At 54.5% G+C, this 13,433-nt stretch carries 17 protein-coding genes; 9 read left to right on the top strand and 8 right to left on the bottom strand.

The window, feature by feature from the left end; genetic code table 11:
- Positions 1 to 144: 144 nt before the first annotated feature.
- The 4 genes from QSJ95_RS31025 to QSJ95_RS31010 form a co-directional block, all read right to left on the bottom strand.
- A complete protein-coding gene (locus QSJ95_RS31025) occupies positions 145 to 1,059 on the bottom strand; it encodes a LysR substrate-binding domain-containing protein (RefSeq protein WP_058488351.1) in 915 nt (304 codons plus the stop codon).
- A 156-nt stretch (positions 1,060 to 1,215) separates the two neighbouring features.
- Positions 1,216 to 2,208: a YagK/YfjJ domain-containing protein gene (locus QSJ95_RS31020; RefSeq protein WP_058488350.1), complete on the bottom strand. Its 993-nt coding sequence runs from the start codon at positions 2,206 to 2,208 to the stop codon at positions 1,216 to 1,218.
- A gap of 771 nt (positions 2,209 to 2,979) precedes the next feature.
- Complete coding sequence (locus QSJ95_RS31015) at positions 2,980 to 3,207, bottom strand: helix-turn-helix transcriptional regulator (protein WP_023082732.1); 228 nt, start codon at positions 3,205 to 3,207, stop codon at positions 2,980 to 2,982.
- Between the two features lie 48 nt (positions 3,208 to 3,255).
- Positions 3,256 to 4,791: a hypothetical protein gene (locus QSJ95_RS31010; protein ID WP_160329399.1), complete on the bottom strand. Its 1,536-nt coding sequence runs from the start codon at positions 4,789 to 4,791 to the stop codon at positions 3,256 to 3,258.
- Positions 4,792 to 4,997: 206 nt separating this feature from the next.
- Here QSJ95_RS31010 and QSJ95_RS31005 point away from each other — a divergent pair, with 206 nt between their 5' ends.
- A complete protein-coding gene (locus QSJ95_RS31005) occupies positions 4,998 to 5,666 on the top strand; it encodes a hypothetical protein (protein ID WP_023082734.1) in 669 nt (222 codons plus the stop codon).
- A gap of 173 nt (positions 5,667 to 5,839) precedes the next feature.
- Here the strand turns inward: QSJ95_RS31005 and QSJ95_RS31000 are convergent, their stop codons facing one another.
- Together QSJ95_RS31000 and QSJ95_RS30995 are read right to left on the bottom strand one after the other, a co-directional pair.
- Positions 5,840 to 6,004, bottom strand: coding sequence for a hypothetical protein (locus tag QSJ95_RS31000; protein ID WP_159458823.1), 165 nt, complete (start codon positions 6,002 to 6,004; stop codon positions 5,840 to 5,842).
- Between the two features lie 51 nt (positions 6,005 to 6,055).
- Positions 6,056 to 6,265, bottom strand: a complete 210-nt coding sequence (locus QSJ95_RS30995) for a hypothetical protein (RefSeq protein ID WP_043318627.1) — start codon at positions 6,263 to 6,265, stop codon at positions 6,056 to 6,058.
- A 171-nt stretch (positions 6,266 to 6,436) separates the two neighbouring features.
- Between QSJ95_RS30995 and QSJ95_RS30990 the strand changes: the two genes are divergently transcribed.
- The 3 genes from QSJ95_RS30990 (at position 6,437) to QSJ95_RS30980 (ending at position 9,510) form a co-directional block, all read left to right on the top strand.
- A complete protein-coding gene (locus tag QSJ95_RS30990; RefSeq protein ID WP_285647511.1) occupies positions 6,437 to 6,691 on the top strand; it encodes a hypothetical protein in 255 nt (84 codons plus the stop codon).
- A 256-nt stretch (positions 6,692 to 6,947) separates the two neighbouring features.
- A complete protein-coding gene (locus QSJ95_RS30985; RefSeq protein WP_285647509.1) occupies positions 6,948 to 8,675 on the top strand; it encodes a zinc ribbon domain-containing protein in 1,728 nt (575 codons plus the stop codon).
- A gap of 76 nt (positions 8,676 to 8,751) precedes the next feature.
- Positions 8,752 to 9,510 carry a hypothetical protein gene (locus tag QSJ95_RS30980; protein WP_285647507.1) on the top strand — a complete coding sequence of 253 codons (759 nt, stop codon included), beginning with the start codon at positions 8,752 to 8,754 and terminating at the stop codon, positions 9,508 to 9,510.
- Between the two features lie 250 nt (positions 9,511 to 9,760).
- On the opposite strand, the gene QSJ95_RS30975 is transcribed toward QSJ95_RS30980, so the two are convergent.
- Positions 9,761 to 9,967 (bottom strand): hypothetical protein, encoded by a 207-nt coding sequence (locus QSJ95_RS30975; RefSeq protein WP_285647505.1) that lies wholly within the window; start codon positions 9,965 to 9,967, stop codon positions 9,761 to 9,763.
- 160 nt (positions 9,968 to 10,127) lie between these two features.
- Between QSJ95_RS30975 and QSJ95_RS30970 the strand changes: the two genes are divergently transcribed.
- The 5 genes from QSJ95_RS30970 (at position 10,128) to QSJ95_RS30950 (ending at position 12,432) form a co-directional block, all read left to right on the top strand.
- On the top strand, positions 10,128 to 10,376 hold the full coding sequence (locus QSJ95_RS30970) for a hypothetical protein (protein WP_009613099.1): 249 nt from the start codon (positions 10,128 to 10,130) through the stop codon (positions 10,374 to 10,376).
- Between the two features lie 51 nt (positions 10,377 to 10,427).
- A complete protein-coding gene (locus QSJ95_RS30965; protein ID WP_285647502.1) occupies positions 10,428 to 10,940 on the top strand; it encodes a hypothetical protein in 513 nt (170 codons plus the stop codon).
- A 178-nt stretch (positions 10,941 to 11,118) separates the two neighbouring features.
- Positions 11,119 to 11,592: a hypothetical protein gene (locus QSJ95_RS30960; protein WP_285647500.1), complete on the top strand. Its 474-nt coding sequence runs from the start codon at positions 11,119 to 11,121 to the stop codon at positions 11,590 to 11,592.
- A 130-nt stretch (positions 11,593 to 11,722) separates the two neighbouring features.
- Positions 11,723 to 11,983 (top strand): hypothetical protein, encoded by a 261-nt coding sequence (locus QSJ95_RS30955; RefSeq protein WP_009613102.1) that lies wholly within the window; start codon positions 11,723 to 11,725, stop codon positions 11,981 to 11,983.
- Positions 11,984 to 12,087: 104 nt separating this feature from the next.
- On the top strand, positions 12,088 to 12,432 hold the full coding sequence (locus tag QSJ95_RS30950) for a hypothetical protein (RefSeq protein ID WP_285647497.1): 345 nt from the start codon (positions 12,088 to 12,090) through the stop codon (positions 12,430 to 12,432).
- Positions 12,433 to 12,447: 15 nt separating this feature from the next.
- Here QSJ95_RS30950 and QSJ95_RS30945 read toward each other — a convergent pair whose 3' ends face one another.
- Positions 12,448 to 13,368 carry a LysR family transcriptional regulator gene (locus tag QSJ95_RS30945; protein ID WP_285647495.1) on the bottom strand — a complete coding sequence of 307 codons (921 nt, stop codon included), beginning with the start codon at positions 13,366 to 13,368 and terminating at the stop codon, positions 12,448 to 12,450.
- Positions 13,369 to 13,433 lie beyond the last annotated feature (65 nt).

The raw sequence follows: 13,433 nt of genomic DNA, 5'->3' as shown, positions 1-13,433 counted from the left end.
GATTCGGGATATTCGACCGATGGCTTTTCTGACTGGAATGCGTTCATGGGAGCCCTCGCTGCAGCAACCTGCGTGTGCAGACGACTCTAAGGACTGGCCCTGCGCATGACGAACGATGATTTCTGTCACACGATTAAGCCCTACTTAACCATCATGACTGGACACCGGTGTCACCTGGGAACGAATCCAGTCGAAGGCATCCCTGAGCAGTTCAGCCTTTCCGTTGTCAGGACGGAATACGAAGTAAGCGCTGAGTGGCGTCGTCAGCGGCGGCAGCACTGCCACCAGGCGGTTGTCCGGCCAGAGTTTCGAAAACGGTGTCCCCGCCGGCAGGAAGCCCAGCGCGATCCCCAGACCCCGTTCCGCCGCATGCAGGGCAGCCAGGTCGGAATCCACCAGCAGGTCCCCTTTGCTCGGGACGGTGGGAACCTTGGCGAGACTCGCCAGAGACTCCCAGCCGAACTGCTCATGCCTGCGGCGGATCAACGTGTGGTGCTCCAGGTCTTCCAGTCGGTTCACCGGATGCCGCGCCAGCAGAGAGGGGACCGCGAGCAGCACTGCCTCGCATCCGCACAGCAGCCAGGATTCCAGTCCGGGCCAATGGCCGTGGCCGACACGGATGGCAGCATCGACCGACTCCTTTTCGAAATCGACCAACTCCATGCTGGCTTCGAGCGAAAGGCTCACCCCCGGATGGCGGGCCTGGAAAACCTCGACGTGGGGAAGCAGGAACTCATGTGCAATGAGGGGCGTCATGCTCAACCGCAGCGTCGGCCTGTCGAAACGATGGGCGAATTCGGCGTGCCCCTGTCGATATGTCGCCAGCGTCTGCGAGGCTACCCGAGCAAACTGGTGGCCCGCATCCGTGAGTTCCAGGCGCCGAGTCAGGCGCCGGAACAGTGGCAGCCCCAACTGATTTTCCAGCTGTTTGATCTGCTGGCTGATCGCCGAAGTCGTCAGGTGCAGTTCCTGGGCGGCCTTGCTGAAACTCAGAAGTCTGGCCGAGGCTTCAAATGCCGGAAGAAGTTGAAGCGGAGGCGGACGTCGCATCGATGTCATGGAGAGCTGCTTCAGAAGGTTCGGCTATGGAATGGATGCCTTGTTCCCGCGCATCGGAAACAAGGTCAGCCTACGTTGGCATCGGAACCGCAGGCAACCAGTCAAGACCATCAACGCTGGATTGAGACTGCTCTGGGTCGCAATCCATCACTACCGTTAACGGGCCCAACGAGATGGAGTCAGAGCGTGGTCAGCACGTTCCGACAAGCTGGTCAGGCGCCCCAAGCGAAGACACCTGGCTCCCACTGGCTTCACTCGCAAAGACTGTCCGTCCTCGATCAGGTAGTGGCAGGCGTCGACGACGTTCTGCTTACCTGTACTGTCGCGATGCTTGAACATCCCTACCCCGCACCGCTCCTTGTACCGTGCCTTGTCATGGTTGCAGCTGTGGAAGTACCCCCAGCCATCCGTGATCCTCTCCCACAGCTTGCCAATCGCTTTAGCCTTGGCGATGTCCATGAGCACCTTCCGGCCATCGAAGAAGAAGGCTGCATGGATGTGATAGCCCATGTCCTCCCCTTGCTCCACAGCGCAGATATAGCCCGTCTCGTGTTGGAAGACCGGATCGTATTCCCTAGCTCGGATCAGCCTGTCCAGGTCCTCGAAGACGTCCTCTACCTTCAGGCGAGCACGTGCTGCTTCCCGGTAGTACAGATTCACCCTCACCACTACGGTACGAGAGCGGCTAGCCATCACCCGCTCTACGTACTCGATGACTGCTTGCCGATTGCGTTTCTCCCGGCATACACGGTCATGCTTCCCACGCTTGAACCACTTGGTCTGCACGTGCTCCCGGATCCTCTCCACGAGCCAATTGTAGGTCTGGGCCTCTGACAGGAGCCCTCCCTCGCTCTCATCCATGCACGTCATCCCGAACATCCCGAACTCGATGCCGATGTCGTAGCACGCTTCCTTGAACGCAAGCAGGTGTTCACTCAGGGCATACGTCTCGTCATGCACCAGGTGATACATCTGCCGAATGTGGTCGAAGTACCGAGAGAGCCTGGTTCTCTCGACAACCTCATCCCCCTGTGCGTCGTAGCTGATCCTGAATGCAGGACAGTCATGACGGATGACTGCATTCACGAGTCGTTCGATCTGGATAGCGATGTCGGATTGGGAGAGGTGTTTCGCTGCTTGATTGGTCATGGTGTGTACCTGGTTGGTTTAAGGCATACCAAGTACGGAGTGGGTATTTTTAAACTGGAGAGGTGGGTAGCTAGGTTCCTGTTGTAGCTAGCCATTAGTGAGTAGAGGTGGATGGATTAGTGATAGGTTATTGGAGATGGTTAGCGATGGAGTAGATGAATGGATTAGATAGATTGATAGAGATGGTTAGTAGCTATCTATATCAATAAACCCCACTATCCTGCTTGCAAAACACCAAGCGCCATCGAGCATCCAGACGAAGAATGTCAAGCGTAGTCGGGAGAAATCACAGAGCCGGGCACTGGGAGTTATCTGAGAGATAGCACCAGTCCAACAGGTGCTTGCTGCTCCCCTCGATGCCGTCCAGAGCCCCTACAGGCAGGAGATGCTATTGCTCTATGGTGTAGTGGGCATCCGAGCCTATGGGTAGAAATCTAGAGATAGAAAGATCAGGAGTGGCTCAAATCCAAGGGTAGTGAATAGCTAGTAAAAGCATATTACCCACACCGCACAGGATCCTTTCAGCTACGCCGTGATCGAAGGGTGTTTCTCACCGGGCACACCGGGAAATTCTTCTCTGCACTTACTCCGGAAATAAACCATCGACCATCCATCTTGATACAGCCAGCAATCAAACTGCGTACCCTCCCGATGGCCCCGGCAATGAGGAGCAACATTGACGGCCCACCAGGAGGGCTAAGGCATACTGCCGCCCATTCGGCATAAACGCCATGACCAGCCGCAGCCGGTCATGGCGCCGATGCTTAATGATTAGCCGGCCACACCCAAGCGGCCAAATCGGACGGGAGAGTCACTGACCGAGTCGCGCTCCTCGATCCTGGCCAAGATCCAGTCGTAAACTTCGCTATCGACCCAACCGACACAACGGTCACCCAGAGAGACGGGTTTCGGGAAGGTGCCCTCCCCGATGTACTTGTAGATGGTCGACCGTGCCAGGCCGGTCGAATCGATGACTTCTTTCAGGCGGATGATCCTCATGAGCAGGCTCCTCTATTAGCTCAGAAGATCTGCACACCGGGGATTTTTTTACTGCGCCCGAACCTTTCTCGCCTTGGGCGGCAAGGTGGCCAACCCGAACCGCAATCGACTCTTCAGGGTTATTTCGGTCTCATCATTCGCCAGCCCTACTTTCAAACTTCCCCGAGGGCCCTCGAAAAACACCGTGAAGCGGCCGAGATCCACAGGCGCCGGCTGGAGCATGAGCGTAATGGCTCTGTATCCGGTCCGCCGCTTCGCCGGAAGAATTCGAACATCCGCCGACTCGAAGTCCACCCAGTTAGCCTGGCCAAATCGCTCCCGGTACTCACGTGCGATATCCATCGCCAGCGAGTAGATGCTCTCGCAGGTTTGCTCGGCATCACCACCTGCTCCATCTTTCAGCTTACTCGGAGCTTCGCTGCTGGCTCCCTCCTCTGACTCAATATCGGTTTCACTTACCGCCCCAAGCTGTGGCTCCCTGATGAAGTCCTTCTTAATAGACGTCATCAGCTCCGCGTCTTCAATCTGCACCCCAGAACCCAAATCTTGCCAGTGGCGAGATAGCAGATGAGAGGCGTACCTGGAGAGCAGATGTTGGAACAGGGAAAAGACTCCCCATTCCTGCCCAGCCAAGAGCTGGAGAAGGCTGCTGGGTGTCCTTACTCCGTCGGACTCGCCCCTCATGGCTTTCGCACAATCGCCTTGAAGAAGGTCAGCATGGATAAACCTCTTAGCCTCCGGGTCACGTGCGATGTGTATGGCAATACTTCCCTGCGGCCCGAGGGCATCGATATTCAGGAAGTAGGTGCTGTTGACTTTGCGCAAGGCGAAAACCTTGCTCGAAAGCCCCGCCACATAACGACGAATCAGCCCAAGGTGCATCAGGCGAAAGAGGCGATTTTTAACTTGCGTAGGCTTCATGCCCGTGAGCTGGGCCAGTTCAGGGAATCCGATCTGTACCTCACCAAACTGATCAGAGCGAGAGAGCAAAACCGCAAAAAGCAGACGATTACGGATGCTCAGCCGCCCACGACCACCTGGCGGCGGATGCCTCTTCTTTTTAGGCTTCTCCGCAGCCATCTTCCCCCCTCCTTTTTCGTCTTTTTCGTCTTGCTCGCCTTGTTCGTCTTGTTCGTCTTGTTCGTCTTGCTCGCCTTGTTCGTCTTGCTCGTCTTGTTCGTCTTGTTCGTCACCCTCATCAGGCTCACGTCCGAGCACAGGAAAAGCCATGTCCGCGCCCGAGAACAGCACCTGCAACAGCTCGGCATGTTGAGGGTAGGAGTCATCCCCTATCAATGCGTCCACATGACACGAACCTAGCGTGTAGGCAACCGATGCCCGCCCTGCGCTTCCCGCTCGTGGGACAACATGACGCTTCATGACACCGGCATCGACTAGCTCGTTCAACGCGGCAGAGACGACTTTCTCCTCCACATGGAGCGTCTTCGCAAACGGCTTCACGCTCCGCTTTCTCGCTGAATCTCGCCAGTACCCTGGATCTCTGGCTATGACTTCTAATATGAAGCGAGTATCAGGTGAAAAAGAAGAATCTGCATCCAATAGGCTTTCGAAGAGAAGAGCCATTTCAAATTTCTCTCCAATTCACGGTTTTTACACCCTGTATTATTCATACATACGAGCAGTATCAACTCATATAACACATCAAAACACAACCGACTAAACATCAAAACGTTACTAATAACGGTTTTGTATCGTATTGCATATCGAAACCGTAACGGTTATTTTCAAAAATTCTAGCTAGGCGTGAGTCGCCCTCTTTGGAGGATGTAATGTCAGAGAATGAGAAACCGCTGAGGTGGCTGCGCCGGCAGGATGGTGAGTGGGAGTGGGCAGCTGACTACCTGGTGCAACGACTCGATTCCGAGTACATAAAGTCGATAGCGCCCAATCCGACCAATCGACTGGGAACCTACGAAAACGTGGTTTCTGCCATCGGAAAAATCCGGAAGAATGACCCTGAGCTTGTCATCAGACTGCAGGGCGCTGTACGGCAACGTCGGTACCGGTCCGATAGCAACGGCAGGAAGCCGCTGACGTTCACCCTTAGCAAAGAAACCATCTCTAGGTTGAAGCATCTTGCCAAGCGGCATGAGACAAGCGAAACGGCCGTAATCACCGCGCTTATAGATAAGGCAGGGCAAGCGGCCGAAGCCGAGAAGAACTACGAAAAACAGCTCAAGGAATCAATTTCAAGGGAGCGCAAAATTGCCGGCCAGATAACGGCGTCCATGAGCGCTCAACGGGACGAAGCACTAAAACACGTAGAGCGATACCTGAGGCTTCTCGCCCAGTGGGAGCGGAAGTACCCTGACGGAATACCCTCTTCTGACAGCGACGACGACATCAACGAGCGTATTGAGGCCAGAATGAAGGACCTTAAAAGCGCGCTGGCCTACATGGACCTCAGAGACCGCCTGACCACTGAACGCCCGACCTAACGAGCCGTGAAAGCTAGAGACCTGCACCAAGCCGTGTCAGGTGCCTCCAGTTCAAATCCAGCTAAGAGGTATTCCAAATGGCATTCCACAGAATTTCTTAACCGGGTTTTTTATTTAAATTTCATGCAGATAGAAAGTCATTTCAGATTACCCCGGCCCACCAAACAGACAGATCAGGCACTTGGCGACTCACGCAAGTGCCTTTTTTGTGCCTGCGATTCTTGCTCTGGCTGGTCCGTCGACGACATTTCGTCCAACAGGGCCTTGGCTTTGGCCTCAAGGCGGGCCTGAGCTTGCTGCGACATCTTAGCCTTGAGCTCAGAAAACTTTCTGGCCATCAGAACCTCCTTCCACACCACTTCCTGACAGACGCCGATTAGCGCTGCTTGCTAATCAACACTTTCACTTGGCCGGCAAACCTTGTCGTTGAAGCGTTCGGCGTTCAGCCGCCCCAAATCGACCAAGCGAATGCCAGCGATAGTCCGGCTCGGCAACACCCCAGCCTCGATCCACTCGGCTACCACCTCATCAGGCAAAACACACATCCCGCCAAAGGCTTCGATGGTGCACAGGTCGAGATTCAGGTCTGGTTGGTTCATAGCACTCCCCCTTGTGGGCGTTCTTCCATCTCCATGGCTTTTTGCTGCACTATTCGGGCGTGATTCAGCGGCGCCGGGCTCCTCAACCCAGAAGGCTTACCTCACCCGTTTTTGTAATATACGAAAGGTACAGAGGTATTTGTATATTACAAATGTAAAATACCATTTCACATGGATTCGATAGACGACCGAGTGAGAGCGCTTGTCGACAGGACAGGCCTGGACGAACTGGTGAAGCGCACCGAGATCAGCGGCACCCGCTGGCGAACGGTCCGCTACGACAAGCGAACCCGGATCAGCACCCAAGAGGTAGAGGCGCTGGTGCGTTTGTATCCGCAGTACGCACTTTGGTTGGCGAGTGGGCAGGTAGCGCCTGAGGTTGGGCAGACGAGGCCGAATGGCGAGGAGTTTGAGCGGAATGCATGAGTTACTGGGGTCCGAGGGAGTTGCAAGAACCAGAATAGAGAAAATAAATCCTTTCAGACAGTTCCAAGGAGAGGCTCTCACTGATGCTGGAAAAGTTTATTTATTTCTGGACGTCTTCATTAATCCAACGACCTCATTAATTATTCCCCTACATGCAAGCAACCATCAATCTCAGAATATCTATCCACGCTCATAATTTTTAGAAAAACGAGTCAACTTAATTAAATTTACAGCCCTCAAAACGGCACATAGAAAAATGATCAAAGCTATTACCACGGCCGAGTCCGGCGATGAACTTCCATTCGAAGTAAACTTCATCGAACAAGCGGAGTACATTGATACCGAAAGCTTCGCGGAACTTACCATTGAGCATCCTAGAGAAGAGTCAATTTTACGCAAACTGATGGGGGGTGGTGCAAAGCTGCTCATTGGCCCTCGTGGTTGCGGCAAAAGCACTCTCATGCTTAAAGCATTCCATCAAATGCTGAATGCAGTTGGTCCGCAGGCATTGCCTGTCTATGTCAACTTCAAATTAGCCTTAAAAATAGAACCATTATATAGCAAAAGCGCAAACGCCCCATTCTGGTTCAAAGGGTGGTTAACATTGAAGGTTATTGAGGCCCTTCGATCGACGTTAGATAAGTTTGAGAGTATAAGCCTTCCAGAGTCGCTCCCCAAAAAAGACTTCATCGAACGAACGTTGGTTAAGATCGAGGCTGGTGCTATCGACAGCATTGAAATTGAGAGCTTTAGCATCGCATTCCTTCAACACACAATCCATGAAATTTTAGATCGAAACAATATAAACCGATGCGTTCTTCTTATCGATGACGCAGCGCACGCGTTCTCAGAAAAACAGCAGGAAGATTTTTTCGACTTCTTCCGCGCAGTCAAATCAAAATCAATATCCCCTAAAGCCGCAGTTTATCCAGGCATCACCTCACACTCTCCCTCATTTCAAGTTGGGCATGATGCGGAACAAATTGATGTTTGGGTGAAACCTTCAGGCGAAGACTATGAGACTTTCATGCTAGAACTAGCAAGAAAGCGTTTTAAAGGAACTCAAATCAGCCTTATAGATGAGAATAAAGATGACATAGCCTTCCTTGCGTACTGCTCCTTCGGTATCCCTCGAGCTTTTCTCGGAATGCTGCGAGCCATCTATAACTCTCCCGAATCTTACTTCAATACTGACGGATCTCTTTCAAAAGCAAAAGTTCTATCCTTGTCTCGAAGCGGTAAAGAAATGTCCCATAGGGTCTACTCCTCGCTGGAGGCAAAACTCCCTTCACTAAAAAGCTACGTCCAAAATGGCGACTTCATATATCGGACCTTATTAGATAGCATCAAGGATTTTAACGCGGGCAAAGACAGGGCCGAACAGACTATGCAGTTCGGGATTAGGAGTCCTCTAGACCCAAATCTTGAAAAAGTCATGAGCTTCTATCAATACGCAGGCCTTATAATGCCTATTGGCGAGTTCTCAAGAGGAGAAAACGGCATCTTTTCAGTTTATGAACTACACATTGGGGACCTTGTAACTGATAATGCCATTGTTAGCAGAAGAACTAAATCTATCTCTCTCTTTTTGGAAGTATTGAGAGCTAAAAAGCACTCTCTTTGGCCAAGGACATTTTCTAATAAGATACTAGAAGCCTCAAAACTTAGCGGCTCTGACTTCAAGATATCCCTCCCTCAATGTCAAGCTTGCGGGAAGGAGCGGTCTACCCCTGAAGCACATTTTTGCTCTTATTGCGGAGCACGTCTGAAGTCATCATCAGCGTACGAGCATCTTGCAGACCAGGACATATCCGTACTAGATATTTCCACGGCAATCAAAGACCGGATTAAAAAGCACTCACAAATAAGGAAAGTTAGAGATATTCTAATTGATAGCAGCAGAGAGCAGTTGATGTCAATTAAGTACATCAAAAAAGCCAGAGCAGTGAAAATCGTCGGCGCCGCCGAAGAATACGTATCGTAATGGTGCAATTATGAATGTAGAGGATTACGTTTGTAGTGCCCCCCCGACCGCAACGCTATCTAATTTAGCAGTTTGCATGCAGCAAGTGGAGATACCCTCTCCAATAGATTATTACTTCAAGAGCTCTAGAGAAATACTTAACTATGGAACCATAGCAAATCTAAGCCAAATGAATAGACTTGGTGGACTCCTTCTATTAGGGCTAATATCTTCAGTCGAAGGATATTTTCGATCCATTCTTTCTGCTGCACTAGACATTTGTCCTGTTTGCAAAAAAACTTCCGCCGAAAAACAGATTAATTTAGGCGGTGCCCTATGGCATGGAAAGGATGAGTTCAGACGAAGTGCATTCGAACATATGTCCTTCGCCTCTGCAAAAGAACTAACTTCAGCTGCCAAAAGCTATCTTGGATACGACATGAAGGGAAGCACCTTCAACAGCATACTTGATGAGTTTGATGTCATCTGCCATCTCAGACATGGCTTAGTACATAACTCTGGAATACTTCCAGGAAGAAATGCTGTACAAATAAAAATCAAATCTTGCGCCAAACCAGTAGAAATTCAAATTGATTTCGCATTTCTTCAAAGTGCTGCTGCCACGCTTGAATCGTTAGTTTTCACTATGAACAGAGCACTATTTTCAGAAATGTGCAGTAGGTGGGCAGGCCCTTGGCGTAGTCATCCAGACTGGGATCCAGCAGATGAAAGGAAAAAATTTCTACAAATATGGAATATCTTTGCGTGCAAGCAAGAACTACAAACCCGAGCAGGGAAGTCTAGAATAACGCCCGCCAACTGCATGGCCCGGGTGAAAGCCGATCATAATATATAATTGGATACGAAAACTGATAACGGAACAGCCCGACGGCTACTCGGGCTGGCTCAGTATGACGTCAACAAAAATTTCGAAATTATTGAAACGATAAGAGATAAACCTAAGTTCTTCATCCGCGGCTAGTGTTTGGGAAGCTCTAGAACGACGCTATACATGATTCAAATCCCCCTAAACAGATCAAGCACTTGGTGACTCTTACAGGAACCTTTTTGTGGCTGCTCTATCGCTGGCCTCCTCCTCCTCCCACCTAGTTCCCACATGCTGAAACGCTCTGCTTGCCGCTGAACTGCGCAGCGAAAAGCCTCCTCAGATCGACCAGACAGATACCGGCAATGCTCCGACTCGGCAACACGCCAGCCTCGATCCACTCGGCTACCACCTCGTCAGGCAAAACACACATCCGACCAAAAGCTTCGATGGTGCACAGGTCGAGATTCAGATCTGGTTGGTTCATAACACCCACTCCCTAATGGCTTTCTTCCACACCCATAGCCTTTGCTGCACTATGGCGGCTTATGGACGACTTATTTCATGAACTATGTTCATGCACATAGTCAAAATACCTTCCAGGCCTATGATTTGTACATAGTCCAAAACAATCAGTTACCAATTGAATGAGCATCACCGAGAGAGCACTTCGACTGATAAGCCAGAGCAACCTGAGCGAACTGACGCGCGCAGGCGACACGGACTACAACCGCTGGGTCAGCATCAAACGCGGGAGGGCGCGGGTTGGCGCCGATGAGGTGGAAATCCTCGGTAAGGTCTACCCGCACTACCGCTGGTGGCTGAGCACCGGTGAGGTGCTTCCGGAGATCGGGCAGACAAGTCCCGATCACGACCAGGCCAACCCTGCGGGCTAGGGATTTCCACAAGGTTCGATCACAGGAAGTGCAGCAAGGAACGCAGTTGGTATGGCAAAGCGCGAAATCGACGAGCAACTGAAAAGCCTCAGCCTCGACATGGACGAGGAAATAGACGATCGCAACGAACGTCTTGGCCGCAGGCTGGCTCCTACCCGCCGCGCCCATCAGCCGATGGACCCCAGCCACGCCATCATCCTGGCCGCCTTAATCATCGTGGGCGGTATCTGGGGCGGAAAGCTGCTTTACGACTACATCCAGGAGCAGCGCATCAAGGCCGCGCTCAATGACGCCGGCCTCTACCTGCAGCAAGCCATGCGCCAGGCCGAACGGGATTCGCAAAGAGCCCAAGCCGAGTTGCGCCAACGAGTAGCGCAGGAAGAAGAGGCGCTGCGACAGCAGAAAGCCGAACAACTCGCCCAGGCTCAGGCGGAACAAGCCAGGGTGGCGCAGGAGAAACGCTTCGCCTCAGCGCAGTGTCAATTCTGGTGGCAGCAGCATGAGCAGCATCCAACCGAGAGAACTGCGCAGAAAAAGGCTGAGGCGTGCGCAGGCGGTAATTGAAAGCGGACGTACTTCGGCATCGAGTTCGATCCACATGAATCGGCCGCCCTCCTCTTCCGCTTTCGCGCCCTTCTCGAACGAAGTATCCGAACCGATACCAAGCCGCTAACAAACCCCACTAAAGGTTTCCCCGCGAAGGCCGCCATGCCGGGTATCCATTACGATCCGGAGCCTTTCGATGTCCAGCATCTCGTCCGTCAGCAACATGAATCTCCGCTTCACTTCCAACTCAAACTCATCCACCGCCACCGCGTCGACGAGTGACGACAGCAGCACCGCCTCCAGTGCAACGAGCACATCCCAAACCAATGCAAGCGGTTCGGCGCAGGGTGCTGGCGGGGCCGGTGGCGCCGGGGGGAGCGGCAGCAGTTCCAGCAGCACCTCGGATAGCACGCTGGAGAAACTCAAGGAGGCTGTGGAACAGGCGCAAAAGGAGCTGCAGGAAGCCGAACAGGAACTAGCCAAGGTCAGCCAGAGCGGCGGCAACCAGACCGAGGAGGAGAAGCAGGCCCGCCAGGTTCAGGAGCAAGCTGCCCGGGCGCGGGTTGCGACCGCCAGCGCTGCGGTGGCGACGGCCTATGCCGCCTACTCCGAGGCGCTGACGGAGTCCGGCAGCAGCACCAGCGGGACCGGGGTGAATACCACGGCTTGAAAGCGAAAAAGGGGGGAGTATTCCCTTCTGGCACAGCCTGGGGCAGCGACACCGCCGCCAGCTCTGGCATAATCCCCCCATTCAGCCGATGGACTCGGCGCTCGCTTTCATCAACGACACGGAGGTCGCCATGCGCGCCATCAAGACCGTTCTGTTCCACCTGCTCTACACCTTCCGCGGCCTGGTACGGCTGGTCTGCAAGCTCCTTTCCGGGCTGTTCCTGTTCGGCTTCATCTTCGGCCTGTTCGCCATCGCCGACCGCGACGGCATGGTTGGCGGCACCTTGAGCATGCTGGTGTTCTGCGTCGGCTTTGGTGCGCTGGCGTTCTACTACGACGTGCTGCTGCTCAAGCTGAAGCCTGAAGGCATCGACCTGGTGCTGCTGCAGTAAGCGCTGCGCCGCTTCCAGAAGCCCTCGCCTCGTCGGGGGCTTTTTGTTGCCGGGCCTGTAATTACACACTGTGTTCCATCCCTCCCCCGCCACGAGGCAAGGCCATGGAAGTGCTCTGCGTCCTCATCCTGCTTTCGACGAGCTACTGGTATTTCAAGACCGCGCCCGCCGGCACCCCGATGGCCTTGCGGCTGATTTCGTCTGCCCATGGGGCGTGCGCGCTGTTGCTGTTTTTGCTCGCGCTCGTCATCGGGTTCGGCGGTTGGCATCGGGAGGTGAATGGGCAACTGTTCGCCTGGCTGCAGTTGCTTCCCCTGGCCTTGATAGCCTTGTCCTTCTGGTCGTTCCGCGGCCCCAGGACGCTTCATTGGCTGCAACTGCTCAACATCCCGGCCACGCTGTGGCTGGCGCTGATCGACGGCATGCTGGTCAGCGGGAAATGGCTTTAGGCGTAGCCACCGACCTCAACGCATCCGCTTCACCACCTCCATCAACTGCCCGCGCAGCCACTGGTTCCCGGCCTCGCCATCGGCGTGCCGTGACCAGTAGAGGTTCAGCGTCACCGGCGGCAGTTCCAGGGGCATTGGCAGCAGGCGGTTGCCCAGGCCGCGGTTGAGCAGTTCGGCGTAGCGCCTGGCCATGGTCAGCAGGCAATCGCTTTGCGACACCAGCAGCGCGGCCGACAGGTAGTGTTGGCAATGCTGGCGCACCTGGCGGGTCAGGCCGAGTTGGCCGAGCGCCAGGTCTTCTATGCAGATGCCGCGGCGCCGCGAGGTGACGGCGACGTGTTCGGCGGCCAGGTAGCGTTCCGCCGTCAATTCGCCGGTGAAGGCCGGGCCGGCCATTACGCACAGGTCGTCGCGCCACAGTTGCCGGTGGCGCAGGGTGGCGTCGGTGGGGCGGGCGATTTCGATGGCGAAGTCGATGCGGCCGGCGGCCAGTTCCTGTTTCAGCTCCGCCCAGTGCACGCTGCTGCTGCGCACGCCGACCTGCGGGGCAACGCGCTGCAGGTGGTCGAGGATGCTCGGCAGCACCACCGGCTCCAGTTGCTCGGGCATGTTCAGGTGGAAGGTGCGCTGGTCGCGCTGCGGGTCGAAGTCCTGGCGGCGGATCACGCTACGGCGCAGGCCGTTCAAGGCGTGCTGGATGTCCGGCGCCAGTTGCTCGGCCAGCGGCGTCGGCGCCACGCCGCGGCCGTGGCGGACGAACAGCGGGTCGCCGATCTGCTCGCGCAGGCGCGCCAGGGCGTGGCTGACCGCCGACTGGCTCAGGTGCAGGACGTCCGCCGCGCGGGTCAGGTTGCGTTCGCGGTAGACCACCTCGAAGACGCGGAACAGGTTCAGGTCCAGACGACCGAGCGTCGACCATTCATGTGCTTGATTCATGCCGATCACCCTCTATCCCCAGCCGCTCCAGCCTAGCAGTGATCCCCACCGGCACAACCATGCAT

It is taken from the genome of Pseudomonas sp. NBRC 100443, assembly GCF_030268185.1.
In the GTDB taxonomy this organism is placed as follows: domain Bacteria; phylum Pseudomonadota; class Gammaproteobacteria; order Pseudomonadales; family Pseudomonadaceae; genus Pseudomonas; species Pseudomonas citronellolis.
Note: the sequence above shows the minus strand (reverse complement) of the source record. Positions and strands in the feature narration are given on the sequence as shown.

Bases quoted from the DNA above. Each gene is read 5' to 3' on its own strand.
- QSJ95_RS31025 (WP_058488351.1), bottom strand. From the start codon at position 1,059: ATGACATCGATGCGACGTCCGCCTCCGCTTCAACTTCTTCCGGCATTT.
- QSJ95_RS31020 (WP_058488350.1), bottom strand. From the start codon at position 2,208: ATGACCAATCAAGCAGCGAAACACCTCTCCCAATCCGACATCGCTATC.
- QSJ95_RS31015 (WP_023082732.1), bottom strand. From the start codon at position 3,207: ATGAGGATCATCCGCCTGAAAGAAGTCATCGATTCGACCGGCCTGGCA.
- QSJ95_RS31010 (WP_160329399.1), bottom strand. From the start codon at position 4,791: ATGGCTCTTCTCTTCGAAAGCCTATTGGATGCAGATTCTTCTTTTTCA.
- QSJ95_RS31005 (WP_023082734.1), top strand. From the start codon at position 4,998: ATGTCAGAGAATGAGAAACCGCTGAGGTGGCTGCGCCGGCAGGATGGT.
- QSJ95_RS31000 (WP_159458823.1), bottom strand. From the start codon at position 6,004: ATGGCCAGAAAGTTTTCTGAGCTCAAGGCTAAGATGTCGCAGCAAGCT.
- QSJ95_RS30995 (WP_043318627.1), bottom strand. From the start codon at position 6,265: ATGAACCAACCAGACCTGAATCTCGACCTGTGCACCATCGAAGCCTTT.
- QSJ95_RS30990 (WP_285647511.1), top strand. From the start codon at position 6,437: ATGGATTCGATAGACGACCGAGTGAGAGCGCTTGTCGACAGGACAGGC.
- QSJ95_RS30985 (WP_285647509.1), top strand. From the start codon at position 6,948: ATGATCAAAGCTATTACCACGGCCGAGTCCGGCGATGAACTTCCATTC.
- QSJ95_RS30980 (WP_285647507.1), top strand. From the start codon at position 8,752: ATGCAGCAAGTGGAGATACCCTCTCCAATAGATTATTACTTCAAGAGC.
- QSJ95_RS30975 (WP_285647505.1), bottom strand. From the start codon at position 9,967: ATGAACCAACCAGATCTGAATCTCGACCTGTGCACCATCGAAGCTTTT.
- QSJ95_RS30970 (WP_009613099.1), top strand. From the start codon at position 10,128: ATGAGCATCACCGAGAGAGCACTTCGACTGATAAGCCAGAGCAACCTG.
- QSJ95_RS30965 (WP_285647502.1), top strand. From the start codon at position 10,428: ATGGCAAAGCGCGAAATCGACGAGCAACTGAAAAGCCTCAGCCTCGAC.
- QSJ95_RS30960 (WP_285647500.1), top strand. From the start codon at position 11,119: ATGTCCAGCATCTCGTCCGTCAGCAACATGAATCTCCGCTTCACTTCC.
- QSJ95_RS30955 (WP_009613102.1), top strand. From the start codon at position 11,723: ATGCGCGCCATCAAGACCGTTCTGTTCCACCTGCTCTACACCTTCCGC.
- QSJ95_RS30950 (WP_285647497.1), top strand. From the start codon at position 12,088: ATGGAAGTGCTCTGCGTCCTCATCCTGCTTTCGACGAGCTACTGGTAT.
- QSJ95_RS30945 (WP_285647495.1), bottom strand. From the start codon at position 13,368: ATGAATCAAGCACATGAATGGTCGACGCTCGGTCGTCTGGACCTGAAC.